Raw genomic sequence first — 25,369 nt, 5'->3', positions numbered from 1 at the left:
ACGCTTAGTCGTTCTTCGTCTTGACGACTTTCTTGCCGCGGTAGTAGCCGTTCGGGCTGACGTGGTGACGCAGGTGCACTTCACCCGTGCTCGGCTCGACTGCCAGCGGCGCTGCCGTCAGGAAATCGTGCGAACGATGCATGCCGCGCTTCGACGGCGACTTCTTGTTTTGCTGGACTGCCATGACTAACTCCTAAATAATTTTCCGGATTCTAACACAGCCCGATCCGGCGCTTAACTACCCTGGCCCAAAGCCTTTACGCCTTCCCGCGCCACAACTGCTTAGTGTTTCTTGGTGCCGTCACCGCCCTTCTTCAGCGCTTCCAGCGCCGCGAACGGATTCGGCCGTTTGCCTTCGTCCCCGGCTTCGTCGGACTCCTCGTCCGTCTCTTCCGCGGGACCGCTCGCACCCGACACGAGGCTTTCGTGAACTGCCGGGCAAACCTCGTGCTTGGGCACGAGCGGCAACGAAAGCAGCAATTCCTCTTCGATCAAGTCGACGAGATCGAACTGGCGTGAGCCCACGATCACATCGGCTTCATCGTCGTCGAGCGGAAATTCTTCAGCTTCTTCTTCGGTCGCGACGACCCGGTACGTCATGTCGACGTCGAACGTCTGGTCGTACGGGGTCATGCAGCGCTGGCACGTGAGCCACGCATGACCGTGCACCGCGAGGCGCAGATACGGCTGCTGCCCGTCGGCGCCGTCGTCCTGCAACTCCTTCTGGGTGAACCCTTCTGCCTGCCATGTGAAGACCGTGTCGCGATCTGGCGCGTCCGCGGGCACTTCGTTTAACATGCGCGGCAGTTGCGAGAGGTGCACCGCGCCTGCTGCCTGCCGCCCGCTGCGGGCAAACTCGAACAGGTCGACTGCATGCGGATCAAGTGGCGCCGCAGCAGGTTTGCCAGAAGAAGTGTTCATGTGCGCTCCTGCCTACAGGCTGACTTGCGGATCCGGCTTGGTGCCGCTCGCGTACGGGTGACCGTACTTTACTTCCGAAGACCCGGCAGGCGCCACCACAACGGAAGCCTGCCGACGAAAAGCGGGAAAGCATACCTGTTTTACCTTTTGCAGTCAATCACTTAAGCTTGCGTCCGCAGCAACGCTGCGCAACACCCGACGACTCACCAATCCCACCGACCATGCCGGATACCGTTTGCCGCCCGCCGCGGCTGATTCTTGCCTCCAGTTCACGCTACCGCCGCGCGCTCCTCGAGCGCCTCGGCATCCCCTTCGACGTCGTGTCGCCCGACCTCGACGAAACCCCGCACGACGGCGAGACGCCGGCCGCGACCGCACTGCGCCTTGCGGGCGCAAAAGCGCGCGCCGTCGCCGCGACGATCGACGCGCCGGACGGCGTGCTCGTGATCGGGTCCGACCAGGTCGCGACCTTCGACGGGCTCCAGATCGGCAAACCCGGCACGCATGAGCGCGCGCTCGCGCAACTCGTGTCGATGCAGGGACGCGAAGTCGAATTCCACAGCGCGCTCTGCCTGTATGACAGCCGCACGGGCGAAGCACAGGTCGAGGACGTCGTCACGCGCGTGCGCTTCCGCTCGCTGCCCGAGGCCGAACTCGATGCGTACCTGCGCGCGGAAACGCCGTACGACGTCGCCGGCAGCGCCAAGTCGGAAGGGCTCGGCATCGCGCTGCTCGACGCGATCGACTCGAACGACCCGACGGCACTCGTCGGCCTGCCGCTGATCGCGCTCACGCGGATGCTGCGCGCCGCCGACTATCCGCTGTTTGCAACCACCCGTGGAGACCGCACATGACGGCCGGCACGCTCTATCTCGTTCCGAACACGCTCGGCGAAGGCGACGAATCGATGCTCGCGGCGGTCCTGCCCGCAGCCGTGCAGGCACGCGCCAGCACGCTCGGCTATTACATCGGCGAGAACGCGAAGACGACGCGCGCGTTTCTGAAGAAGATCGGCACGACGCGCCCGATCCAGGAAATCGAGATCAGCGAACTGAACGTCAATACGCCGGCCGGCCAGATCGACCGGCTGCTCGCGCCCGTGCTGGCCGGTGCGGACGCCGGCCTCGTATCCGAAGCCGGCTGCCCGGCCGTCGCCGATCCCGGCGCCTTGCTGGTGCGCCGCGCACACGAGCGCGGCGTGAAGGTCGTGCCGCTCGTCGGGCCGAGCTCGATCCTGCTCGCGCTGATGGCATCGGGCCTGAACGGCCAGAGTTTCGCGTTCAACGGCTACCTGCCGGTCGACGCGGCCGCGCGCGCGAAACGCCTGCGCGAACTCGAGCAGCTGTCACGCAAGGCGCGCCAGACGCAGATCTTCATCGAAACGCCGTACCGGAATCAGGCGATGCTCGACACGCTCGTCGCGACCTGCGCACCGTCGACGCAGATCTGCGTCGCGGCCGACCTGACCCTCGCGACCGAGACGATCGCGAGCCGCACCGTGACGGACTGGAAAAAGGCGCCTGCGCCGAATCTGCACAAGCGCCCTGCGATCTTCCTGCTGCTGGCGAACTGAAGCCGCGACCGGCGGCTGCCCGGCAGCCGATCGGCGGGCCATCGCGGCCCGCCCGCTTCCGGTCAGCGCAGGCTGACCGACGCGCCGCCGGCCGTCAGCGCCTTCATCGCGGCGCCGCCGACGGCCGCGCCGAACTTGCGCGCGACACGGTTCGTCAGGCTTTCCTTCACCGTATAGTCGACGAGATCGGGCGCCTTCAGCACGTCGCGCGCGACCGTGTCGGTCGTGCCGAAGCCGTCGGCGAGCCCGAGCTCGACGCTCTTCTCGCCGGTCCAGAACAGGCCCGAGAACATGTCGGGCGTCTCGTGCAGCCGCTTGCCGCGGCCATCCTTCACCGCCTTGATGAACTGCGCGTGCACCTGATCGAGCAACGCCTGCGCATGCGCGTCCATCTTCGGCGTGTCCGGAGAGAACGGGTCGTAGAATCCCTTGTTTTCGCCCGAGGTATGCAGGCGCCGTTCGACGCCGAGCTTGCCCATCAGGCCGGTAAAGCCGAACCCGTCCATCAGCACGCCGATCGACCCGACGATGCTTGCCTTGTCGACGAAGATCTTGTCGGCCGCGGACGCGATGTAATAGCCGCCCGATGCACACATGTCGGTCACGACGACGTACAGCGGCTTGTCCGGATGCTTCGCGCGCAGCCGCCGGATCTCGTCGTAGACCATCCCGGCCTGCACCGGGCTGCCGCCCGGGCTGTTGATCCGCAGCACGACGCCGGCCGTACCGTCGTCGTCGAATGCGGCGTCGAGCGCCGTGTTGATGTCGTCGGCGTTCGCGTTGACGCCGGCGGCGATCTCGCCGTCGATCGTCACGAGCGCCGTATGCCGCCCGCTCGCCGAGAACTTCGCATCGCTCGAGAAATCGATCAGCGCGAACGCAAGCAGCACGAACACGCCGAGGAACGCGAAGCGGAAGAAGATCTTCCAGCGCCGCGCCGCGCGCTGCTCCTTGACGGCCGCGAGCGCGATCCGCTCGAGCGCCGCACGCTCCCAGTTCGGTTCACGGCTGTCGGGACGGGAGGAGGAATCCGGGGAATTCGGTTGGTCGGCCATGCGGTGTTGTCGTCAGTCGGTCGTGGCGGAAACGGCGGGACGCAGGTCGGCGTCGGGCACCCAGAATACCGCACGCCCGTCGGCCGTGTCGCGCTCGTCGACCTCGACCGGCCGCAGCCGGCCGCCGCGGCACGGGCCGCCGACGCACTTGCCGGTGTTCGGCTCGTAGATCGCGCCATGCGTCGCGCACATCAGGTAGAGGCCCGACGATTCGAAGAACTGCCCTTCGGCCCAGTCGAGCTCCATCGGCACATGCGCGCAGCGGTTCAGGTAACCGTATGCGCGCCCCTCGTAGCGCACGAAGAACACGACGGCCTGCTCGCCGCGCAGCGTCGCGTCGACGCGCACGCCGGCACCGCCGTCGGCCAGGGCATCCGATGCGCACACGCGCATCGCGTCCGGCGCCGCACTCATGCGTGCTCCCGCAACCACGCGGCCAGCGCTTCGACGTCCGGCGCGACGAAGCGCGGCGTGAGCGCGGCCAGCGCATCGGCCGTGTGCGCGCCGTAAGCGACACCAACGCCGGCCGCCCCGGCACTCGCGGCCATCTGCAGGTCGTGCGTCGTGTCGCCGATCATCACGGTGCGAGAAAGATCCTGCCCCAGTTCCCGGGACAGCTCATGCAGCATCGCCGGATGGGGTTTGGAGAAAGTCTCGTCCGCGCAGCGCGTCGCATCGAACAGGCTCGTCAGCTTCGACTGGTCGAGCACGCGATTCAGCCCGACCCGGCCCTTGCCGGTTGCCACCGCGAGCAGATAACCGGTGTCGCGCAGCTCGGCGAGCAGTTCGCGCACGCCGGCGAACAGCTCGATGCGCTGGTCGTCGAGCAGATAGTGGTAGCGGTAGCGCTCGGCGAGCCGCGAATAGTCGGACGGATCGAGGGTCGGAGCGGTAATCTGCAGCGCGTCGCGCAGGCCGAGGCCGATCACGTAGCGCGACGCCTCGTCGGACGGCGTGGGCAGGCCGAGATCGCGGCATGCGGCCTGGATGCTGTGCGCGATGTGCGCAGTCGAATCCATCAGCGTGCCGTCCCAGTCGAAGACGATCAGGTCAAATTGCTGTCGAGCCATGCGGTTCAGGTTCAGGCGGTATCGCGCAATGCGCTGAGTTGATCGAGGAAGCGCCGGCATTCGTCCGGCAGCGGCGCATCGAACTGCAGCGCCTCGCCGGTCAGCGGGTGGGCGAGCCGCAGCCGGTGCGCATGCAGGAACATCCGTTTCAACGACGGCTGCGCATTCGCGCGCGCCAGCGCCTTGTTCAGTGCGAAATCGCCATACTTGGCGTCACCGGCGATCGGCAGGCCGAGATGGGCGAGATGCACCCGGATCTGATGGGTCCGACCCGTTTTGAGTTCCGCTTCGACGAGCGCGTAGTCCGGCCAGCGGTCGACGAGGTTGAACACCGTATGCGACGGCAGCCCGTCGTCCTGCACGCGCACGCGGCGCTCCCCTTCCGGGGTCGAATACTTGAACAGCGGCGCCTTCACCGCGCGACGGCGGCCCCAGTCGGGCTGCCATTCGCCGTGCACGCACGCGAAGTAGCGCTTGTCCATCCGGTTCTCGCGAATCTGCTCGTGCAGGCCCACCAGCGCCGTGCGCTTCTTCGCGAGCATCAGGATCCCGGACGTCTCGCGGTCGAGCCGGTGCACGAGTTCGAGGAACTTCGCACGCGGGCGCGCCTGGCGCATCTGCTCGATCACGCCGAACGCGACGCCGCTGCCACCGTGGACCGCGACCCCCGCCGGCTTGTCGATGACGAGCATCGCGTCGTCCTCGTACAGCACGTGGAAATTCGCGGGCGGCACGACGGGCGTGTCGGCGCGCGCGAGGTCCGCCGCCGCCACGCGCACGGGCGGCACGCGGACGATGTCGCCAAGGGCCAGACGGTATTGCGCGTCGATCCGGCCCTTGTTCACACGCACTTCGCCGCTGCGCAGGATCCGGTAAATATGGCTTTTGGGCACGCCTTTACAGACGCGCAACAGGAAGTTGTCGATCCGCTGACCGGCCGAGTTTTCGTCGATCTCGATCATCGATACCTGGCCGCTTGCGACCGAATTCTGGGATATTTTGCCTAACTCATTCATACTGAATATAATTTTGCCCAGCCTGACGTTGTGGGTGGCCTGACCGGCCGGCCCCGACCGAATCGGGCAAGGCGCAAGCGCAAACCGCTATTTTACTTGCGCCGGGGGTCCGCTGCTCGCCCCTAATCAAAGAGATGCAGCAAGTTGCACGCACGGCACCGCTCGCCGGCAAGGATCGCGCCCACAGGCGGATTCGGTCGGCAAGGTGCCGCGGTAACGGAAAGTTGGTTGAAAAGAATTTGATCGGCAGCCAGACGGCGCGAAGTGCGTCCGCAAGCTGCCGGTTGCGAAAATTACGGCGTTGCGCCCGATTTGGTTCCGCGAAGCGTGCGGGACTTGGCGACGTCAAACCAGGGAAGTACACCCCAAGCGGGAAAGTCGGGCTGGATTCGATACTCCCCGCTGCGGCCCAAGCCGCAGCATCTGCCGCCCGTCGGCGCGCGCGACGCATTGCGCGCGCCCGTGGCAATGCCCGGACTCAGGCTTAGCGCGCTTGTGCAGCGTGCGGTGTGTGAACGCCGTGCTTTGAAGCCGTATTCGCAGGTGCCCTACGGCCGCCGGCCCCGTCTTTCGGGGCCCAAGCGCCTCTTCAGGCAATTCTCCCCGCCATCGTTCCCGCTCCAGCGTGCTTGTGACAACACAACAAGGTGCGGCCTGCCGTCGTTCCCGCCCTCGCGACTGACAACCGCGAGGCGCCGGCAGCGGAGCCGCCTGGAGCCGTTCATGAAACGCATGCTGTTCAATGCGACGCAGCAGGAGGAGCTGCGCGTCGCCATCGTCGATGGGCAGAAGCTCATCGACATCGACATCGAAACCGCCGGGCGCGAACAGCGCAAAGGCAATATCTACAAAGGTGTCATCACCCGTATCGAGCCGTCGCTCGAAGCGTGCTTCGTCAATTACGGCGAAGACCGCCACGGGTTCCTGCCGTTCAAGGAAGTCGCCCGCCAGTATTTCAAGGAAGGCATCGACATGCGCTCCGCGCGCATCCAGGATGCGCTGCGCGAAGGCCAGGAGCTGATCGTCCAGGTCGAGAAGGAAGAGCGCGGCAACAAGGGCGCCGCCCTCACCACCTTCATCTCGCTCGCCGGCCGCTACCTGGTGCTGATGCCGAACAACCCGCGCGGCGGCGGCGTGTCGCGCCGGATCGAAGGCGACGAGCGTCAGGAACTGCGCGAAACGATGGCGCAACTGCAGATTCCGGACGGCATGAGCATGATCGCCCGTACCGCGGGCATCGGCCGCAGCGCCGAGGAACTGCAGTGGGACCTGAACTACCTGCTGCAACTGTGGCGCGCGATCGAAGCGGCGTCGCAAAGCGGCAACGCCGGCCAGCCGATGCTGATCTACCTGGAATCGAGCCTCGTGATCCGCGCGATCCGGGACTATTTCCAGCCCGATATCGGCGAAATCCTGATCGATACGAACGAGATCCACGATCAGGCCCGCGCATTCATGGATATCGTGATGCCGGACAACGTCGCGAAGGTGAAGCGCTACCACGACGACGTGCCGCTGTTCTCCCGCTTCCAGATCGAGCACCAGATCGAGACCGCGTACTCGCGTACGGTGCCGCTGCCGTCGGGCGGCGCGATCGTGATCGACCACACCGAAGCGCTCGTCGCGATCGACGTGAACTCGGCGCGCGCGACCAAGGGCGCGGACATCGAGGAAACGGCGACCCGCACGAACCTCGAAGCGGCCGACGAAGTCGCCCGCCAGCTCCGCCTGCGCGACCTCGGCGGCCTGATCGTGATCGATTTCATCGACATGGAATCGGCGAAGAGCCAGCGCGAAGTCGAGCAGCGCCTGAAAGACGCGCTCAAGCATGACCGCGCGCGCGTCCAGATGGGCAAGATCTCCCGTTTCGGCCTGATGGAACTGTCGCGCCAGCGCCTGCGTCCGGCCCTGTCGGAAGGCAGCCACGTGACCTGCCCGCGTTGTAACGGCACCGGCCACATCCGCGATACCGAATCGTCCGCGCTGCAGGTCCTGCGGATCATTCAGGAAGAAGCGATGAAGGAAAACACCGCGGCGATCCACTGCCAGGTGCCGGTCGAGGTGACCGCCTTCCTGCTCAACGAAAAGCGTCAGGAAATCAACAAGATCGAGTCGCGCTTCAAGGTCGGCATCGTGCTGATCCCGAACAAGCACCTCGATACGCCGCACTACAAGCTCGAGCGCCTGCGCCACGACGACGCACGTCTCGACGATCCGCGCGCATCCTGGAAGATGGCCGAGGAAGCGGCCCGCGAACTCGAGTCGGAAACCGGCTACAGCAAGCGCGCGGCGGAAGTGAAGCCGAAGCAGGAAGCCGCGGTCAAGGGCATCACGCCCGAGCGTCCGGCGCCGAGCCCGGCACCTCAGCGTCCGGTCGAACCCGTTGCCGCGCCCGCGCCCGTCGCGCCGGCAAGCGGCGGTTTCATCGGCTGGCTGAAGGGCCTGTTCGGCGTGGCGCCGGCTCCGGCGCCCGCACCGGTTGCCCCGGCACCGGCGAAGGAGCAGGCAGCCCGCCCGGCTCGCGGCGAACGCGCCGAGAAGTCCGAGCAACGCGGCGAACGAGGCGGCGATCGCAACCGCAACCGTCGCGGCGGCGCCCAGCAGGCACAAGGCGGACGCGACCAGGCAGCGGCAGGCCGCGGCCAGCAGCAACGCCAGGAACGCGAAGGCAAGGAAGTGCGTGAAGCACGTGAGCCGCGCGAGAACCGCGAACCGCGCGAGGGCCGTGAGCCGCGTGAAGGTCGCGAGATCCGCGAAGGCCGTGAGGGTCGCGAAGGTCGCGAGGGCCGTGGCCCGCGCGAAGGCCGCGAGCCGCGTGAAAGCCGTGAACCGCGCGAGAACCGCGAACCGCGCGAGCGTGCCGAGCAGCCGGAAGGCGTCGAAGCCGCCGGCCGTGGCGAGCGCCAGGAACGTCGCGAGCGCGGCGAGCGCCGCAAGCCGACCCAGCATGCGGCTACGCTCGAAACGGTCAACCGTGGCGAAACGCATCCGGAACCGGACGCCGACAAGGCCGTCGCCGAGTCCCTGCCCGGCGCCGAGCTGGCAGCCGACGCGGAAGCCGGCGCGCGTGATGGCGAGGAACGTCGCCGTCGCCGTCGCGGCCGCCGCGGCGGTCGCCGCGAGCGCGAGGAAGACGGCGCAGTCGTCGACCACGCCGAGCAAGGCGCAGATGGCGAAACCGCCGTGCAAGCCGTGACGCCGGAAGCACCGGCTGCTGCCGAACCGGCCCACACGGCCGCACCGGCAGTCGTCGTGGCCGCGGCTGCGGCAGGCGCCGTCGTCGCCGAAGCAGCGGTCGAGCACCACGCCGAACCGGTTGCGCCGGCCGCTGTCGAGCCGCAGCCGGCACCGGTACACGTCGAAGCGGCTCCGGTCGAACCGGCGGTTGTTGCCCGCGCGGCAGAACCGGCTCCGGTCGCACCGGCCGTCGAAACGGAAGCCGGTCCGGCTCCGGTCGCGGTTTCGCCGACGGACGCGTTCGAAGTGCCGGCAGCGCCTGCCGCGGTCGAAGCACCGCAATCCGCGCCCGTCGAGCAAGCCGCGCCGGCCGTGGCGATCGAAGCCGCTCCGGCGGCTGTCGAGCCGGCACCGGTCGAAGCTGCGCCGGTCGAGGCCGTCGCAGCACCGGCACCGGTTCCCGCACAACCGGCAGCCGCGCCCGCTTCGGCGAGCCTGGATGTCGTGCTGGAGCAGGCCGGTCTCGTCTGGGTGAACACGGACGCCGACAAGTTCGCCGCCGCGCAGGAAGCCGCGTCGCGACTCCCGCGTCCGGCTCGCGTGCCGCGCGAACGCAAGGCACTGCCGCCGGTCGATACGGCCCCGATGCAGCAGGTCGAAACGACGCATCACTGACCGGCACATCGCCCGACCAGGAAAAGCCCGCCTCCGGCGGGCTTTTTCACGTCCGCGCTGCGGGTTTCCGCCCACCGGCCCGGCCCGCCGCTTGCGGCTAAAATAGAGGCCTGGTTCGCACTTCTTTCAACATGTCCCGACGCATCATTCCTCTCGCCGACGTCAGCGGGATGCCGGACGTCTCCGGCGTCGCGCACGCCCCGGACGGCACGCTGGCCGACACGCTCGCCAGGCCGCTGCGCGACCTGCGCATTTCGGTGACGGATCGCTGCAACTTCCGCTGCGTGTACTGCATGCCGCGCGCCGTCTTCGACAAGGACTACCCGTTCCTGCCGCACAGCGCGCTGCTCACGCATGAGGAAATCGAACGCGTGGCGCGACTCTTTGTCGCACATGGCGTCGAGAAGATCCGCATCACGGGCGGCGAGCCGCTGCTGCGCAAGAATCTCGAATTCCTGATCGAGCGCCTCGCCCGCCTGACCACGCATGACGGCCGCCCGCTCGACCTGACGCTCACGACCAACGGTTCGCTGCTCGCCCGCAAGGCGCGCGCGCTGAAGGACGCCGGGCTCACGCGCGTGACGGTCAGCCTCGACGCGCTCGACGATACGCTGTTCAAGCGCATGAACGATGCCGAGTTCGCGAGCGCCGACGTGCTCGACGGCATCTTCGCCGCCCAGGCCGCGGGCCTCGCGCCGGTCAAGGTCAACATGGTCGTGAAGCGCGGCACCAACGACAGCGAGATCCTGCCGATGGCGGAGCGTTTCCGCGGTACCGGCGTGATCCTGCGCTTCATCGAGTACATGGACGTCGGTACGTCGAACGGCTGGAACATGACCGAGGTGCTGCCGTCGGCGGACGTCATCGCACGCATCGCCGAACACTTCCCGCTCGTACCGCTCGAGCCGCACACGGCGGCAGAAACCGCGCAGCGCTGGGGCTATGCGGACGGCAGCGGCGAGCTCGGCGTGATTTCGAGCGTCACGCAGGCCTTCTGCGGCGACTGCACGCGCGCGCGGCTGTCGACCGAAGGCAAGCTGTACCTGTGCCTGTTCGCGTCGACGGGCCACGACCTGCGCGCACTCGTGCGCGGCGGCGCGAGCGACGCCGAGATCGCGACCGCGATCGCCCGCATCTGGCAGGCCCGCACCGACCGTTATTCGCAGCTGCGCGGCAGCGCGTCTGCCGACACCGTGCCCGACGGCGCCGGCAAGCGTGTCGAGATGTCGTATATCGGCGGCTGACGCACGCTGCCCTCCGCCTTCTCGCGATGCCCGCTTCCACCTCTCCCTCGATCGCCGGCCTGCTGCTCGCAGGCGGGCGGGCCACGCGCATGGACGGCGTCGACAAGGGCCTGCAGTTGCTCGACGGCACGCCGCTCGCGTTGCACGTGCTGCGCCGTCTCTCGCCACAGGTCGACGAAACGCTGATCAGCGCGAATCGCCATGCCGATCGTTATGCCGAACTCGGTGCGCCATTCGACGCGCGCATCGTCGCGGACGAAACGCCCGACTTCCCCGGCCCGCTCGCGGGCCTGCTCGCCGGCATGCGGGCGGCACGCGCGCCGCTCGTCGCGTGCTCGCCGTGCGATACGCCCTACCTGCCCGCCGACCTCGTCGCACGGCTGCACGCGGCGCTCGACGCGCAGCAGGCCGACATCGCCATGGCAGTGACCGTCGACGCGCAGCAGGCGCGCTCGCCGCAGCCGACGTTCGCGCTGCTGCGCACGTCGCTGGCCGACGATCTCGCCGCCCGGCTCGCGGCCGGCGACCGCAAGGTGCGTGCGTGGTACGCACGCCACAAGACGGTCGAAGTCGAGTTTCACGACGAGCGTGCGTTTTACAATGCCAACTCCTGGCAGGAACTCGCCGCGCTGGCCCGCCGCTGACGGCACTCGCGCGGTTCCCGCCCGCCGCACGCGAAACCCGCGCCCAGGCACCCTCCTCGCGCCACCGGCCACGAACCCGATACGCCTTGCGGCGCAGTCCGACTGATGATCACGCAATCCTCGCCCGCCTCCCGAAGCGCCCCCGATTCCGATGCCCCGCTGTCGCTCGCCGACGCGCAGGCACTCGCGTGCCGCTTTGCGGTGCCCGTCGCGGCATGCGAGACGGTGGCGCTGCGCAATGCGCTCGACCGCGTGCTCGCGGCCGACGTGAACGCACCGTTCGACATTCCCGCGTACGACAACTCGGCGATGGACGGCTACGCGTTCGACGGCAGCACTGGCACGCACGCGGCGCCGCAAGCGGATGTCGCGCTGACGGTCGCCGGCACCGCGCTCGCCGGCCATCCGTTCGACGGCAACGTGGCGGCCGGATCATGCGTGCGCATCATGACGGGCGCGCCGATGCCAGCCGGATGCGACACGGTGATTCCGCAGGAACGCGTGCGCGCCGACGGCGACACGATTCGCTTCGTCGCACATGACATCGCGCGCGGCGCGAACTGCCGCAAGGCCGGCGAGGATCTCGCGCGCGGCGCCTGCGCGCTCGCCGCGGGCCGCATCCTGCGACCGTCCGATCTCGGCCTGCTCGCGTCGTTCGGCATCACCGAGGTCACGGTGCGCCGGCGCGTGCGCGTCGCCGTGTTCTCCACCGGCGACGAACTGCGCGAGCCCGGCGAGCCGCTCGGCCCCGGCGCACTGTACGACAGCAATCGCTGGATGCTGATCGCAATGCTCGAACGACTGCATGTCGACGCGGTCGACCTCGGGATCGTCCGCGACGAGCCGGCCGCGCTCGAAGCCGCATTGCGCGACGCCGTCGCCGCGCAGGCCGACGCGGTGATCACGTCCGGCGGCGTATCGGTCGGCGAAGCCGATTTCACGCGTGACGTGATGGCACGGCTCGGCGACGTGACGTTCGCCAGCCTCGCGCTGCGTCCCGGCCGGCCGCTCGCGTGCGGCACGCTCGCACGCGCGCCCGGTGGCACCGGTCACGCGCTGTTCTTCGGCCTGCCCGGCAATCCGGTCGCGTCCGCCGTGACGTTCTACGCGATCGTGCGCCCCGCACTGCTGACGCTGGCCGGCGCGCAGGCCCAGCCGCCGGCGATGCATACGGCACTCAGCACGCATGCGCTGAAGACGCGCCCGGGCCGCACCGACTACCTGCGCGGCATCGCGACACGCGCCGCCGACGGCCGCTGGCACGTCGCACCTGCCGGCTCGCAGAGTTCCGCGTCGCTGAGCAGCCTCTCGGCCGCCAACTGTTTCATCGTCCTGGGCCACGATACCGCGGCAGTCGACGCGGGCACCCCGGTCGACATCCTGCCGTTCGACGGCCTGATCTGAATTCCACTATCGGTATATCTCTACGGGGGCAATCCGCACATGAAGAAACAAATTTCGTCGATCGCCGCGGGGCAGACCGCAAAGGCGCTGATCCTCGTCTACCTGACGTTCAGCGTGCCGATCGTGCTGCTCGGCATTCTCGTCGCCTACGTTCGTTACGGGATGGTCGAACTGAGCACGATCCTGAGCGCGCTGCTGCTGAACGCCATCCTCGGCTTCGTGTTGCTGTGGATCGCGTGCCACGCGTACAACTGGGTCGCATCGCGCTTCGGCGGCATCGAGATCGTGCTGTCCGATCCGCCGGAGGAAGCGTGAGCGGCACGCCGCTGATCCGTGCGGCGCAAGCGAGCGACGTCGGTGCGATCCTCGCGCTGATGCGCGAGCTCGCCGAATTCGAGAAGCTCACGCACCTGTTCGTCGCGACCGAGGCCGACCTCGCCGACGCACTGTTCGGCGCGCGGCCTGCCGCCGAGGCACGGGTGGCCGAACACGACGGCGCAATCGTCGCGTATGCGCTGTTCTTCCACAATTACTCGACGTTCCTCGGCCGCCGCGGCCTCTATCTCGAGGATCTGTACGTGCAGCCGTCGCAACGCGGCACGGGCCTCGGCACCGCGATGCTGCGTCACCTCGCGGCCCTGGCCGTCGAGCGCCGTTGCGGGCGCTTCGAATGGTCGGTTCTCGACTGGAACCAGCCTGCGATCGATTTCTACGAGAAGATGGGCGCCACCGTGCTGCCCGACTGGCGCATCGTTCGCGTGACGGGCGACGCGCTGGACACGCTCGCCGGGCATTGAGCGCATCGCGGCCGCACCGACAATCGCTGAATGAAAAAACGGGCGCCGCGGCGCCCGTTTTCGTTCCGGCCGGTATCGGCAACACGCGTCACGCGTCGTCCGCATCGGCGCCGTCGCTACCTTCCGCACCGAGCAGCCCGGCCGCCGCGTCGCCCGGCAGCGCCTCGACCTGCTTCAGCTTGCGGTTCATCACGCGCGTACGCTGCTCGGCGGACTCGATCGAGCGCGTGACCGTTTCGAGCTGCGCCTTCGTACGTGCGAGCACGTCGCCGAACTTGCCGAATTCCGTTTTTACCGCGCCGAGCACCTGCCACACCTCGCTCGACCGTTGCTCGATCGCGAGCGTGCGGAAACCCATCTGCAGGCTGTTCAACAGTGCGGTGAGCGTCGTCGGGCCGGCCACCGTCACGCGATAGTCGCGCTGCAGCAGGTCGGTCAGCCCCGGGCGACGCAGGATCTCCGCATAGAGCCCTTCGGTCGGCAGGAACAACAGCGCGAAATCGGTCGTGTGCGGCGGCGCGACGTATTTCTCGGCGATCGTGCGCGCCTCGAGCCGCACGCGCGCTTCGAGCGCGCGGGCCGCTTCCTCGACCGCCACCGCATCGGCGCGCTCCTGCGCGTCGATCAGCCGCTCGTAATCCTCGCGCGGGAATTTCGCGTCGATCGGCAGCCACACGGGCGGCGCGTCGCGCGTACCGGCATCGCGCCCCGGCAGCCGGATCGCGAACTCGACGCGCTCGCTGCTCTTCGGCACCGTCGCGACGTTCTTCGCGTACTGCTCGGGCGTCAGCATCTGCTCGAGCAGCGCCTCGAGCTGCACTTCGCCCCAGGTGCCGCGCGTCTTCACGTTGGTCAGCACTTTCTTCAGATCGCCGACGCCCGCCGCGAGCGTCTGCATCTCGCCGAGCCCGCGATGCACCTGCTCGAGCCGGTCCGACACGAGCTTGAACGATTCGCCGAGCCTCTGCTCGAGCGTCGCGTGCAGTTTCTCGTCGACGGTGCGGCGCATCTCCTCGAGCTTCGCCGCGTTGTTCGTCTCGATTTCCTTCAGCCGCTGTTCGAGCGTCGCGCGCACTTCGCCGATCCGGCGATCGTTCGCCTCGGTCAGTTGCGTGAGCTGCCGGTTCAACGTGTCGCCGAACAGCCTGAGCGCGCCCGTCTGCTCCTCGCGCGCCTGCTGCGCCTGACGCTGCAGGCTCTCGCGCATCGCGTCGAACTGCTGCGCATTGCCGGCGACGAGCTTGCCGAGCTGCTGGGCGAAGCCTTCGACCTGGTTGTTCTGCACGGTCGCCACGCTCGTCAGCTGCGCGGCGAGCGTCTGCTGAAGCTGCGCAAAACTGCCGGCCAGCTCGGTGCGCGAGCCGCGCGCGTTCTCGACGATCTCGCCGCGCAATTCGCGTTCGAGCCGCTCGACCGCGCGCGCCTGCGCGTGCGCGGCGTCCTCGATCTGGTCGCCCAGTACGGCCGTATCATCGTGACGGCCAGTGCCACGCATGAGCGCGACGATCGCCACCGCGAGCGCGACGGCCAGCACGACGACCGCCGCAAGCAACAACGTCATCGTCATGCGCGCGGCTTCCCGATCACGTCAGGGTTGATCGGATTCGGCGGCCGCCCCGCGCGCAGCCCTTCGCCCAGCGCGGCGATCAGGTTGTCGGCGGCGAGGTTCGCCATCGCGCGGCGCGTTTTTTCGGTCGCGCTCGCGATATGCGGCGTCAGCACGACGTTCGGCACCTCGAGCAGCGCCGGATGCACCGCCGGCTCGCCTTCGTACACGTCGAGGCCGGCGGCGGCGATCGTCCCGTCGCGCAGCGCGACGGCCAGCGCCGCGTCGTCGACGATCCCGCCGCGCGCGATGTTGGTCAGCGTCGCGGTGGGCTTCATCTTCGCGAGTTCGGCCGCGCCGATCGTATGGTGGTTTTCCTGCGTGTACGGCAGCACGAGCACGACGTGATCGGCGCGAGCGAGCAGCGCATCCTTCGATACGTATTCGGCGTTCAGCTCGGCCTCGATCTCGGGCGCGACACGCGACCGGTTGTGATAGATCACCTGCATCCCGAAGCCGCGCGCGCGGCGCGCGAGCGCCTGGCCGATGCGCCCCATTCCGATCACGCCGAGCGTCGAGCCGTAGATGTCACTGCCGAGGAACCCGTCGTAAGCCCACTTCTGCCAGTGGCCGGCGCGCAGCCAGTGCTCGGATTCGGCGATCCGGCGAGCGGCGGCCATCATCAGCGCCCAGCCGAAATCGGCGGTGGACTCGTTCAGCACGTCGGGCGTGTTGGTGCCGAGCACGTTCGCCGCGTTGAACGCAGCCATGTCGAAGTTGTTGTAGCCGACCGCCATGTTCGCCACGACGCGCAGGCGCGGGGCGGCGGCGAGCTCGGCCGCGCCGACCGGATCGCCGGCCGTCAACGCGCCGTCCTTGTCGGCCAGACGCGCGGCGAGCGCGCCGGGCGCGAGTGCGTCGCCGTTGTTCCAGTCGACGTCGAAATATTGCTTGAGCCGCTCGATCACGTCCGGAAAGATCGGACGCGCGACCAGGATCTTCTGCATCGCCATCTCCGCATGCCGCGGGCGGATCGGAGTGCGTCGTGCGCCGCCGGGACCGCCCGCTCAAGGTTGAAAATCGTCAGCTTACGCCGTGAAGAAAAGCCACGACGTCAGCAGGAATACCGGTATCAGTACGACCAGCGCCCAGCCGAGATACGCGAAGAAGCTCGGCATCTTCACGCCCCGCGATTCGGCGATCGCCTTCACCATGAAGTTGGGTGCGTTGCCGATATAGCTGTTCGCGCCCATGAACACCGCGCCCGCGGAAATCGCGGCGAGCGTCGACGCGCCGGTCGTCATCAGCGACTGGGCATCGCCGCCCGCGAGGTTGAAGAACACGAGATAGGTCGGCGCGTTGTCGAGGAACGACGAAAGAATGCCCGTCGCCCAGAAGTACATCGCGTCGATCGGCTTGCCGTCCGGCCCCGTGACGAGGTGGACGATCTGCGCGAACGCGCCGTCGGCGCCGGCGCGCAGGATCACGATCACCGGCGCGATCGTCACGAAGATCCCCGCGAACAGCTTCGCGACTTCCTCGATCGGCGCCCAGTTGAACGCGTTGCCCTCGCGTGCGGAGCGCGGCGTCAGCGCGAGCGACGCGAGCGTCACGCCCACGAGCGCGACGTCGCGCACGAGGTTCTGCAGCGCGACGTGCGTGCCCCATACGTCGAACGCGATGCCCGGCTTCCAGATGCCGCTCATCAGCACGAGCGCAACCACGGCCGCGAGCAGCACGAAGTTGATCTTCCCGTCGATCGACAGCGCCGCGCCGTCCGGCGTCGGGTCGAGCACGGCCGGCCGCTCCTCGCCGCCCTTCCGGTAGAAGTACGTATCGAGCACGAAGAACAGCGTCAGCAGCACCGCGCAGATGAACAGCATCGGCAGCGCGAGGTGCGTGGTCGTCCAGAAGAAGCTCACGCCGTTCAGGAAACCGAGGAACAGCGGCGGATCGCCGAGCGGCGACAGCGAGCCGCCCGCGTTCGCGACGAGGAAGATGAAGAAGATCACGACGTGCACGACATGCTTGCGATTGTCGTTGGCGCGCAGCAACGGCCGGATCAGCAGCATCGCGGCGCCCGTCGTACCCATCACGCTCGCGAGCAGCGTGCCGAGCGCGAGGATCGCGGTATTGAGCTTCGGCGATCCATGCAGATTGCCGTTCACGCAGATGCCGCCCGCGACCGTATAGAGCGCGGTGAGCAGCACGATGAACGGAATGTATTCCTCGAGCAGCGCATGCACGAGCGTGCCGAACGCGGTGCCCGCACCGAACGCGAATCCGAACGGGATCAGGAACACGACCGCCCACGCGGCGGCAATCTTGCCGAAGTGGTGATGCCAGAAAACGGGGGCGACGAGCGGGAACAGTGCGATGGACAGCAGGATCCCGGCGAACGGGATACCCCAGAGGGCAGACAGCGCGGCACCGTCGAGCGTTGCGGCCGATGCAAGCGCGGGAACGGCGCCAAGCGCGATCCCCGACGCCATGCCCGCCCAGGCGGCATGTCGTTTCATGCAAAACTTCCTTGTTCGAATGGTGGTGGATGCAGCGGGCGCGTCATGCGCCCCGTACGACGATCACGTGAACGCGGTACGGGCCGTGCGCGCCCAGTACGATGGTCTGCTCGATATCGCCCGTGCGCGACGGGCCCGACACGAAATTGACCGCGCGCGGCAATTCGCCGCGCTCCGCGCGGATCAGCGCAAATGCGTCTTCATGACCGGCAACGATCCGCGACGCGGGAACGATCGCGATGTGCGTTTCCGGCAGCAGGCCCGCCGACGCATAGGTGTCGGGGCCGGACAGCAGCACCAGCGAGCCCGTTTCGGCGGTCGCGCAAAAACAGCCGGTAAGGCCGACCAGATCGCCGTCGCGCGGCTTGCGGAACTCGACCGACAGGCCTGCGCCCGCCCAGTCGAAATCGGCCAGCGTGCGCCATGCGACGGCCTGCGTCGGCAGGCCATGAGCGGACAGGTAGCGGACCGCAGCGGCCGGCACATCGGCAAGCGCCGCGACTTCGTCGACCGTCGTCGACAGACGGGCCGCTTCGTCGACGAATGCCGCGACGAGGTCGGCCGGCGCCGGCGGGCGCGGGCCCTCCGGATGACGGGCGAGATAGTCGGCAACGCCGTCGCGCTCGGCCGCATCGGGTTCGGCCGCACGCCCCTGCGCCGCGCGAATGCGCGCGAGGATCTGGCGACGGGCAGCGGAAGTGTCCATGAACGGTCCTCGTGACGTTGGCGGGCGATACCGTCGGATTATACCGGCCGGCCCCGCCGCGACGCAGTTTTGGCCGTTCGGCCGACGCTTACTTCGACGCGCCTTCCTCGACCGGCTGCGCGATGCCGAACACCTGGCGCAGGTACGCGAGATACGCCTTGTCGTCGCACATGCTCTTGCCCGGCGTATCCGACAGTTTCGCGACCGGCTGCCCGTTGCAGCGAACCATCTTGATCACGATCTGCAGCGGCACGTAGCCGAGGTCGTTCGTGAGGTTGGTGCCGACGCCGAATGCGAGCTTGCAGCGGCCGCGGAACCGTTCGTACAACTGCATCACCTTCGGAATGTCGAGCGCATCCGAGAACACGAGCACCTTGGTGCGCGGGTCGCAGCGGTTCGCCTCGTAGTGACGCAGCATGCGCTCGCCCCACTCGAACGGATCGCCCGAATCGTGGCGCGCGCCGTCGAACAGCTTGCAGAAGTACATGTCGAAGTCGTTCAGGAACGCGTCCATCCCGTAGACGTCCGACAGCGCGATCCCGAGGTCGCCGCGATATTCCTTCGCCCACATCTCGAAACCGTAGATCTGCGAATCGCGCAGCCGCGGGCCGAGCGCCTGGCACGCCTGCAGATACTCGTGCGCCATCGTGCCGAGCGGCGTGATGCCGTGCTTCATCGCGTACAGCACGTTGCTCGTGCCGGCGAACTGCGGGCCGAGCCCGTCGCGCAGCGTGAGGGCGACTTCCTCGTGCCACACCTTCGAGAAGCGCCGGCGCGTGCCGTAGTCGGCGATCTTGCAGTCGGCGAACTCGGGCTTCGCGCCGAGCAGCTTGATCTTCTCGCACAGCCGCTCGCGACCTTCGCGATAGTCGGGCTCGCGCTGCGTGTTGCGGAAATAGACTTCGTTGACGATCGCGAGCACCGGGATCTCGAACAGGATCGTGTGCAGCCACGGCCCCTCGATCACGATGTCGATCTCGCCGTTGCCCTTCGGCGATGGCGTGATCGAGATGTACTTCTCGTTCAGGTGGAACAGCGCGAGGAAGTCGACGAAATCGCTCTTGATGAAGCGCATGCGCCGCAGGTAGTCGAGTTCGACGTCGGTGAAGCGCAGCGAACACAGGCCGCGCACCTCGTCGCGGATCTCGTCGATGTACGGCACGAGATCGACGCCGGGCGTACGGCACCGGAAGCGGTACTCGACGTTTGCGGCAGGAAAGTGATGCAGGACGACCTGCATCATCGTGAACTTGTAGAGATCCGTGTCGAGCAGCGAAGTGATGATCATGATTACGGCACCGCCAGTATCGTGACAGGGCCCCGGCGCACCGCGCGCCGCCCGGTCTGCCGGCCATGTTACCCGAATGCGGGCCCGACCATCGCGAAACCGCCTGCCGCCCTGCCCGGCCGCGCCGCCGTAAGGCACACGCGCCCCGTCGGCGAGTCCCTTCTGCGGGCCGCCATAAACTAATCACGAAACGATATAAGCCGGATAGCCGACCACGCCATGCGGGTTTTGCGCTTCAGTTACAATGCCGGTTTTGGCGCAAACGCCACCCCATATATACCGCCAAGCAGGAGCGTTTTAATGACTCACGTTGTGACCGAAGGCTGCATCAAGTGCAAATACACGGACTGCGTGGATGTGTGCCCGGTGGATTGCTTCCGTGAAGGTCCCAACTTTCTCGCCATCGATCCGGACGAGTGCATCGACTGCGCCGTATGCGTCGCCGAGTGCCCGACCAATGCGATCTATGCCGAAGAAGACGTTCCGGGCGACCAGCAGCAGTTCACCGCGCTGAACGCCGAGCTGGCAAAGGACTGGCCGTCGATCACGAAGACCAAGCCGGCGCCGGCCGACGCGGACGAGTGGAAGGACGTGCAGGACAAGCTGCACCTGCTCGAGCGCTGATCGCGCAGCGGCCGCAAAAAATTTTTTTGTGCGCCGCGGCCCAAAAGTGTTGACAGATTGATCAACGCTCCATACAATCTCGTTTCTCTGCTGTTGTTGTTTGTTCCCCGATAGCTCAGTCGGTAGAGCGCCGGACTGTTAATCCGTAGGTCCCTGGTTCGAGCCCAGGTCGGGGAGCCAAAAACGCAAAGGCCCGTTGAAAGTGGACGGGCTTTTTGCTGGTAGACAAACAAGCAGATGTACCGATTTATTCCCCGATAGCTCAGTCGGTAGAGCGCCGGACTGTTAATCCGTAGGTCCCTGGTTCGAGCCCAGGTCGGGGAGCCAAATAGCGAAAGGCCCGTCATTCGACGGGCCTTTTGTTTTTCCGGCCCGCCTTTCGGCTTTCGTCGCCCGGTCGCGCGCATGCTAGAGTCTCTGTCCCGCATTCGCATCCGGTTCCGTCGATGAAGCACCGCCTCCTCCGCTCAGCACCACTCGCCCTCCTGCTTTCCGCATTCGCCGCGGCACCGCTCGCGCACGCGGAGGAAGTCGGCAGCGTCAACACCCATTTCCGCGTCACGGGCTCCGATCGCGTGGTCGTCGAGGCGTATGACGATCCGGTCGTGAACGGCGTGACCTGCTACGTGTCGCGCGCGCGCACCGGCGGGATCAAGGGCACGCTCGGCGTCGCCGAGGATCCGAGCGAAGCGTCGATCGCGTGCCGGCAGGTCGGCCCGATCAGCTTCAAGGAGCCGCTCAAGCAGCAGACCGACGTGTTCAGCGAGCGCATGTCGTTCATCTTCAAGACCCTGCACGTCGTGCGCGTGGTCGACACCAAGCGCAATACGATCGTCTACCTGACCTACAGCGACCGCATCGTCAGCGGCAGCCCGAAGAACGCCGTCACCGCGGTGCCGATGCCGGCCGGCACGACGATTCCGGTCAAGTAAAGCCCGCGCCTGCCGGGCGCGCGAGCGATACACTGTCGGTTCGACCGCTCCGCGCCCGATCATGTCCGCCACCCGCCTTCCCGACTCCGCACGCTACTGGCGCACGCCGCTGCTGCCGGATGCGGATCTCGTCACGGCCACCTATCGCAACCATACGTTCGCGCCCCACTGGCACGACGCGTACACGATCCCCGTGATTCTCGAAGGCGCGGAACGCTTCACCTATCGCGGCAGCGGCCATGTCGCAGAAACCGGCACCGTGCCCGTGATCAATCCCGGCGAAGTGCATACGGGCTCGCGTGCGGCCGACGAGGGCTGGTGCTATCGCGTCAGCTACATGCCGGTCGATTTCATCCGCGAACTCACCAGCGCGATCGCCGGCCGCCCGCAGGACGCGCCGTGGTTTGCGCCCGACGTGATTCGCGACGCCGACCTGGCGGCGCGGCTCACGCTGGCACACCGGATGATGGAGGCTGGCAGCGAGCACGCACTGCCCTCGCAGGCGCACGGGCAAGCAGTTGACGTTCCGGCGACGGGCGCACCCCGCATCTACGATCCGCTCGCCGCCGAAACGGCGATGCTCGATGCGTTGTCGACGCTGATCGTGCGCCATGCCGACGCCCAGCCGCGACCGGCGCCGCTCGCGTCGGACGAACCCCGCGTCGACGCGATGCGCGAACGGCTCGCCGCCGATCTGACGTGCACGGTGACGCTCGACGAAGTCGCGCAGGCAGCCGGCCTGTCGCCGTTCCATGCCGCGCGCCTGTTCACCCGCACGAACGGCATGCCGCCGCATGCGTGGCGCAACCAGCTGCGCCTGCAGCGCGCGCTGGCGCCGCTGCGCGCGGGCGTGCCCGTCGCCGACGTCGCGGCGGCCAGCGGCTTCGTCGACCAAAGCCACTTCACACGGCATTTCAAACGCATGTTCGGCGTACCGCCCGGGCGCTGGCAGGCGAGCTGACGCGCGGCGTCCGGCCCGCCAACGCGATGCCGCCGGCGCCTGCAAGCAGGCAAGCACCGGCTCGCCGTCAAAGCGCAAGAACATACAAGCCGGCTCGCCCCCCCGCCCGCTATCCTCCCGTTCATGGAGGAGCACCCTTTGAACCCGACACCCGCATCGCCCGCTCGCCGCCCGTTCAACGAATGGCTCGACGGCGCGCGCGACACGATCCCGATGATGATTGGCGCCGCCCCGTTCGGCGTGATTTTCGGCACGCTCGTCGGCGGCGGCCCGCTCGCCGCGTGGCATGGCACGCTGATGTCGCTCGCCGTGTTCGCGGGCTCCGCGCAGTTCATCGCGCTCGGCCTGATCGCGGGTAGCGCAAGCTTCGTCGTCGTGCTCGCGACCACGCTGATCGTGAACCTGCGTCACCTGCTGTACAGCGCGACGCTCGCGCCCTATGTCGCGCACCTGCCGCTGCGCTGGCGCGCAACGCTCGGCGCGCTGATGACCGACGAGGTGTTCGCGGTCGCCTATGCGCACTACCGGCATTTCCCGCCCGGCGCGATCGGCCCCCACTACTTCTTCGGATCGGGGCTCGCGATGTACCTGAACTGGCAGGTCTGGACGCTCGCGGGCATCGGTTTCGGCGCGGCGTTCCCGGGCCTGCAGTCGCTCGGCCTCGATTTCGCGATGGCGGCCACCTTCATTGCGATCGTCGTCCCGCAGCTCGGCACCCTGCGCTATTTCGCGGCGGCCGTGACGGCCGGCACGCTGGCGTACTTCTGGCAGGGCTGGCCGTACAAGCTCGGACTGCTCGGCGCCGTCGCCGCCGGCGTCGCGATCGGCGTCGCGCTCACGCTGCTGCACGAACGATCGCGTGCCGGCTCGCGCACGGAGGCCGCATCGTGAGCTACGCGCTGCTGATTCTCGGGATGGCCGTCATCACGTACGCGATCCGCTCGACGCTGTTCCTGTTCGGCGAACGGCTGGCCTTCCCGCCGCTCGTGCGGACCGCGCTCGGCTTCGTGCCCGTCACCGTGCTGACCGCGATCATCGTGCCGATGGCCGTCTCGCCGCACGGCGGCACGGCCGAACTGACCTGGCGCAATCCGCAGCTCGTCGGCGCGCTGGCGGCCGTGCTCGTGTCGGCAGCGACCCGCCGCCCGCTCGTGACGATCGCGGCAGGGCTCGCAGTGTTCTTCTTCTGGCAAGGGGTCGTACTGCCCCACTGGCTGCCCGCCTGAGCACACGCTCGGTCACCCGCGCTCAAGTTTCCGCCCGGCAGGCCGATATAGGAGTTGAAGACCCGCCACCGGCCTCGGCGCGCACCGGTCAGTCGACGCTGCGCCCGCCCCGGTGCGCCGTGCCGGCCGCCGGCTTGCGCGGGCCGCCATCGAGACGATTCATGGGCCAGATCACCCTTTCCCTCAAGGACGACACGCTCGAGTCCCTGCGCAAGGACTACGACGCGTTCGTCCGCGTGTCGCTGAAACTCGACCCGCAGTTCGCGACGCCGTCGTTCGAGGATTTCCTGCGCGCCAAACTGCTCGACAACATGGTGCCGCTGACCGAGCACGCGGTGCAGCGGATGCTGCAGGGCGGCCAGTACGCGTGGGCCAAACGCACGCTCGACAAGGAATTCCCGGACGTCGTCGCGATCCTGATGCGACAGGCCGGCGAATTCGGCTTCGGCTTCGCGTCCCGCTCCGAATGGACCCCCGACGAACTCGCGAAGGCTTGCCGCGACTGGGCGAAGGCGATCGTCGCCGAAGCGCAGGGCGACCCGTCGCTGATCGACCCGCTCGCGTCGCAGATCAAGGGAGCGGCGCAAGACATCCAGGCACTCGAGGAACTGATGCAGACGCCGGCGTGGCGGCTCGCGGAATCGCTGCGGCAACGGGTCTACGAGGCCAAGCTCGCGTGCGAGATGAGCGTCGGCAGCACCGCGCGCGACAAGCTCGGCGAACTGCGCGGGCTGCTGCGCCTCGGGCTCGCGCACGGCTCGTTCCAGAAACAGGAAGCGCAGCAGATCATGGAATACCTGCGGCTGCTGAAGCCGGAGATCTTCGTCGAGGAGCCGTACGACGTCTTCGCACGGCTTGCCGCATGGCTGCGCAGCGTATTCACCCCGGCTGCCGCGCGGCCGGCACAGGGTCCGGGACAAGGGCAAGGACAGCGCCGCCCGTAACGGCGCCCCCAAGCGCATCGACACACGAAAACGGCCCGGTTCGCGCAATGCGAACCGGGCCGTTGGATGACCGCCGTCGCGACGCACCGTCAGGGACGAGCGTCGCGGCGCCAGGCACCGCTTACTGCGTGGCGCCCTGGGCCGATGCACCGCCCTCAGCACCGACCGATGCGCCGCCTTCGGTCGCTTCGCCGGCCTTCGCCTTGGCCGAACCGACATGGCTCTTGGCCGACTTCGCGGCATGCTTCGTGTGCTTCTTGGCCGAATGGACGGCCGACGACGCCGTATCCTTCGCGCCGTCGGCTGCCGCGCCGACCGCATCGGTTGCACCGCCGGCGGCATTGCCCGACGCGTTCGCGCCCGCACTGCCCTGCATGCCGGCACCGACACCCGCCGCCGGCGTCTGCGCCTGCACGCCGGCACCGGCCGTGCCCGTCTGGGCAAATGCGGCCGAAGTAGCGAACGCCGTCAGCGCGGCACCGATCAGCATCGTACGAATCTTGGACATGGCAATTCTCCTCAGGAAGTTGTGAGCCCGAACCGCAGCGATGCGGCCCGTCGCTTCCCCTGCCGCAACACGCAGCAGGTACGAAAAAGACCTGCGGCGCGCCCGGCCGGTTCTCGAATCTCTCAGACTGTTACCCACCGTTTCATTTGCTGACGAATCGCTCACAGTCCTTAACAACTGCATGCCGCGGCGGCCCGCGCTCGCGTGCCGGCCCGTGGTGCCGTATGATGCGGAGCGTTTCCTCCCGCGCCTTGCGCACCTTCTTCGTCATGCCCAACCTGGATTTCACGCTGACCGGCGAATACGTCGAGCTGCACAACCTTCTCAAGATCACCGGACTCGCGGACAGCGGCGGCAGCGCGAAGCTGATCGTTGCGTCCGGCGCGGTGAAAGTCGACGGCGCGGTCGAACTGCGCAAGACCTGCAAGATTCGCGCGGGCCAGGTCGTCCTGCTCGGCGACACGCGCATTGCGGTGCGTGAAGCCTAGGGCCGACGGTTCCCCTGCCTGCGACATGGCCATCGGCGCGCGCGTTCGACA

The 25,369-nt window shown here is 67.7% G+C and carries 27 protein-coding genes and 2 tRNA genes; 17 read left to right on the top strand and 12 right to left on the bottom strand.

From position 1 onward, the window contains the following. Positions 1-4: 4 nt before the first annotated feature. Positions 5-184 carry a 50S ribosomal protein L32 gene (gene rpmF, locus E9536_RS12715; protein ID WP_006051932.1) on the bottom strand — a complete coding sequence of 60 codons (180 nt, stop codon included), beginning with the start codon at positions 182-184 and terminating at the stop codon, positions 5-7. A 98-nt stretch (positions 185-282) separates the two neighbouring features. After that, positions 283-921, bottom strand: a complete 639-nt coding sequence (locus E9536_RS12710) for a DUF177 domain-containing protein (RefSeq protein ID WP_021159702.1) — start codon at positions 919-921, stop codon at positions 283-285. Between the two features lie 221 nt (positions 922-1,142). On the opposite strand from E9536_RS12710, the gene E9536_RS12705 reads away from it, so the two are divergent. Next, on the top strand, positions 1,143-1,775 hold the full coding sequence (locus E9536_RS12705) for a Maf-like protein (RefSeq protein WP_059695439.1): 633 nt from the start codon (positions 1,143-1,145) through the stop codon (positions 1,773-1,775). Next, positions 1,772-2,494, top strand: coding sequence for an SAM-dependent methyltransferase (locus tag E9536_RS12700; protein WP_136469933.1), 723 nt, complete (start codon positions 1,772-1,774; stop codon positions 2,492-2,494). The genes E9536_RS12705 and E9536_RS12700 overlap by 4 nt, the downstream gene beginning before the upstream one ends. 62 nt (positions 2,495-2,556) lie before the next feature. Here the strand turns inward: E9536_RS12700 and E9536_RS12695 are convergent, their stop codons facing one another. From E9536_RS12695 to E9536_RS12680, 4 genes are read right to left on the bottom strand one after another with little or no spacing between them, the layout of a single operon-like run. Next, the gene (locus E9536_RS12695; RefSeq protein ID WP_027788015.1) at positions 2,557-3,549 is read right to left on the bottom strand and encodes a S49 family peptidase; all 993 of its coding nucleotides are present in this window, start codon (positions 3,547-3,549) and stop codon (positions 2,557-2,559) included. Between the two features lie 12 nt (positions 3,550-3,561). Then, entirely contained in the window at positions 3,562-3,963 is a 402-nt protein-coding gene (locus E9536_RS12690; protein ID WP_021159704.1) for a Rieske 2Fe-2S domain-containing protein, read from the bottom strand. Next, positions 3,960-4,619 carry an HAD-IA family hydrolase gene (locus E9536_RS12685; protein ID WP_027788016.1) on the bottom strand — a complete coding sequence of 220 codons (660 nt, stop codon included), beginning with the start codon at positions 4,617-4,619 and terminating at the stop codon, positions 3,960-3,962. Before E9536_RS12685 ends, E9536_RS12690 begins: the two co-directional genes overlap by 4 nt. 11 nt (positions 4,620-4,630) lie before the next feature. Further along, the gene (locus E9536_RS12680; protein WP_027788017.1) at positions 4,631-5,635 is read right to left on the bottom strand and encodes an RluA family pseudouridine synthase; all 1,005 of its coding nucleotides are present in this window, start codon (positions 5,633-5,635) and stop codon (positions 4,631-4,633) included. Positions 5,636-6,358: 723 nt separating this feature from the next. On the opposite strand from E9536_RS12680, the gene E9536_RS12670 reads away from it, so the two are divergent. The 6 genes from E9536_RS12670 to E9536_RS12645 all read left to right on the top strand — a co-directional run bounded on the left by E9536_RS12670 (position 6,359) and on the right by E9536_RS12645 (position 13,576). After that, complete coding sequence (locus E9536_RS12670) at positions 6,359-9,487, top strand: Rne/Rng family ribonuclease (RefSeq protein ID WP_136469932.1); 3,129 nt, start codon at positions 6,359-6,361, stop codon at positions 9,485-9,487. Between the two features lie 131 nt (positions 9,488-9,618). After that, a complete protein-coding gene (moaA, locus tag E9536_RS12665) occupies positions 9,619-10,731 on the top strand; it encodes a GTP 3',8-cyclase MoaA (RefSeq protein WP_021159709.1) in 1,113 nt (370 codons plus the stop codon). Between the two features lie 26 nt (positions 10,732-10,757). Continuing rightward, positions 10,758-11,375 (top strand): molybdenum cofactor guanylyltransferase MobA, encoded by a 618-nt coding sequence (gene mobA, locus E9536_RS12660; protein WP_048022956.1) that lies wholly within the window; start codon positions 10,758-10,760, stop codon positions 11,373-11,375. A 105-nt stretch (positions 11,376-11,480) separates the two neighbouring features. Next, entirely contained in the window at positions 11,481-12,779 is a 1,299-nt protein-coding gene (gene glp / locus E9536_RS12655) for a gephyrin-like molybdotransferase Glp (protein ID WP_136469931.1), read from the top strand. Between the two features lie 39 nt (positions 12,780-12,818). Then, entirely contained in the window at positions 12,819-13,094 is a 276-nt protein-coding gene (locus tag E9536_RS12650; RefSeq protein WP_006401288.1) for a hypothetical protein, read from the top strand. Then, positions 13,091-13,576 carry a GNAT family N-acetyltransferase gene (locus tag E9536_RS12645; protein WP_027788021.1) on the top strand — a complete coding sequence of 162 codons (486 nt, stop codon included), beginning with the start codon at positions 13,091-13,093 and terminating at the stop codon, positions 13,574-13,576. Before E9536_RS12650 ends, E9536_RS12645 begins: the two co-directional genes overlap by 4 nt. 88 nt (positions 13,577-13,664) lie before the next feature. Here the strand turns inward: E9536_RS12645 and rmuC are convergent, their stop codons facing one another. The 5 genes from rmuC to pncB form a co-directional block, all read right to left on the bottom strand. After that, entirely contained in the window at positions 13,665-15,143 is a 1,479-nt protein-coding gene (rmuC, locus tag E9536_RS12640) for a DNA recombination protein RmuC (protein WP_136469930.1), read from the bottom strand. Then, a complete protein-coding gene (locus E9536_RS12635) occupies positions 15,140-16,129 on the bottom strand; it encodes a D-glycerate dehydrogenase (RefSeq protein ID WP_136469929.1) in 990 nt (329 codons plus the stop codon). Before E9536_RS12635 ends, rmuC begins: the two co-directional genes overlap by 4 nt. A gap of 81 nt (positions 16,130-16,210) precedes the next feature. Further along, a complete protein-coding gene (locus tag E9536_RS12630) occupies positions 16,211-17,641 on the bottom strand; it encodes a sodium:proton antiporter (protein ID WP_027788023.1) in 1,431 nt (476 codons plus the stop codon). 43 nt (positions 17,642-17,684) lie between these two features. Continuing rightward, on the bottom strand, positions 17,685-18,347 hold the full coding sequence (locus tag E9536_RS12625) for a lactate utilization protein C (protein ID WP_136469928.1): 663 nt from the start codon (positions 18,345-18,347) through the stop codon (positions 17,685-17,687). 88 nt (positions 18,348-18,435) lie between these two features. Further along, complete coding sequence (pncB, locus tag E9536_RS12620; protein ID WP_021159717.1) at positions 18,436-19,635, bottom strand: nicotinate phosphoribosyltransferase; 1,200 nt, start codon at positions 19,633-19,635, stop codon at positions 18,436-18,438. Between the two features lie 300 nt (positions 19,636-19,935). Here pncB and fdxA point away from each other — a divergent pair, with 300 nt between their 5' ends. From fdxA to E9536_RS12570, 8 genes are all read left to right on the top strand, one after another. Continuing rightward, entirely contained in the window at positions 19,936-20,259 is a 324-nt protein-coding gene (gene fdxA / locus E9536_RS12605; protein ID WP_011351384.1) for a ferredoxin FdxA, read from the top strand. A 104-nt stretch (positions 20,260-20,363) separates the two neighbouring features. Further along, positions 20,364-20,439: transfer RNA gene (locus E9536_RS12600), tRNA-Asn, on the top strand. A gap of 71 nt (positions 20,440-20,510) precedes the next feature. Continuing rightward, positions 20,511-20,586: transfer RNA gene (locus E9536_RS12595), tRNA-Asn, on the top strand. A gap of 119 nt (positions 20,587-20,705) precedes the next feature. After that, positions 20,706-21,191 (top strand): CreA family protein, encoded by a 486-nt coding sequence (locus E9536_RS12590; protein ID WP_027788025.1) that lies wholly within the window; start codon positions 20,706-20,708, stop codon positions 21,189-21,191. Between the two features lie 61 nt (positions 21,192-21,252). Beyond that, entirely contained in the window at positions 21,253-22,152 is a 900-nt protein-coding gene (locus tag E9536_RS12585) for an AraC family transcriptional regulator (RefSeq protein ID WP_119337352.1), read from the top strand. A gap of 123 nt (positions 22,153-22,275) precedes the next feature. Further along, on the top strand, positions 22,276-23,043 hold the full coding sequence (locus tag E9536_RS12580; RefSeq protein WP_059486557.1) for an AzlC family ABC transporter permease: 768 nt from the start codon (positions 22,276-22,278) through the stop codon (positions 23,041-23,043). Then, positions 23,040-23,378 (top strand): AzlD domain-containing protein, encoded by a 339-nt coding sequence (locus E9536_RS12575; protein ID WP_027788028.1) that lies wholly within the window; start codon positions 23,040-23,042, stop codon positions 23,376-23,378. The genes E9536_RS12580 and E9536_RS12575 overlap by 4 nt, the downstream gene beginning before the upstream one ends. Positions 23,379-23,539: 161 nt before the next feature. Further along, the gene (locus E9536_RS12570; protein ID WP_027788029.1) at positions 23,540-24,322 is read left to right on the top strand and encodes a DUF4088 family protein; all 783 of its coding nucleotides are present in this window, start codon (positions 23,540-23,542) and stop codon (positions 24,320-24,322) included. 121 nt (positions 24,323-24,443) lie between these two features. Here the strand turns inward: E9536_RS12570 and E9536_RS12565 are convergent, their stop codons facing one another. After that, entirely contained in the window at positions 24,444-24,830 is a 387-nt protein-coding gene (locus E9536_RS12565) for a hypothetical protein (RefSeq protein ID WP_136469927.1), read from the bottom strand. Between the two features lie 269 nt (positions 24,831-25,099). On the opposite strand from E9536_RS12565, the gene E9536_RS12560 reads away from it, so the two are divergent. Then, entirely contained in the window at positions 25,100-25,318 is a 219-nt protein-coding gene (locus E9536_RS12560; protein WP_021159725.1) for an RNA-binding S4 domain-containing protein, read from the top strand. The last annotated feature ends 51 nt before the right edge of the window (positions 25,319-25,369 follow it).

It is taken from the genome of Burkholderia sp. LS-044 (genome assembly GCF_004803625.1).
Classification (GTDB): domain Bacteria; phylum Pseudomonadota; class Gammaproteobacteria; order Burkholderiales; family Burkholderiaceae; genus Burkholderia; species Burkholderia cepacia.
This window is presented reverse-complemented; position numbering and strand designations above follow the sequence as displayed.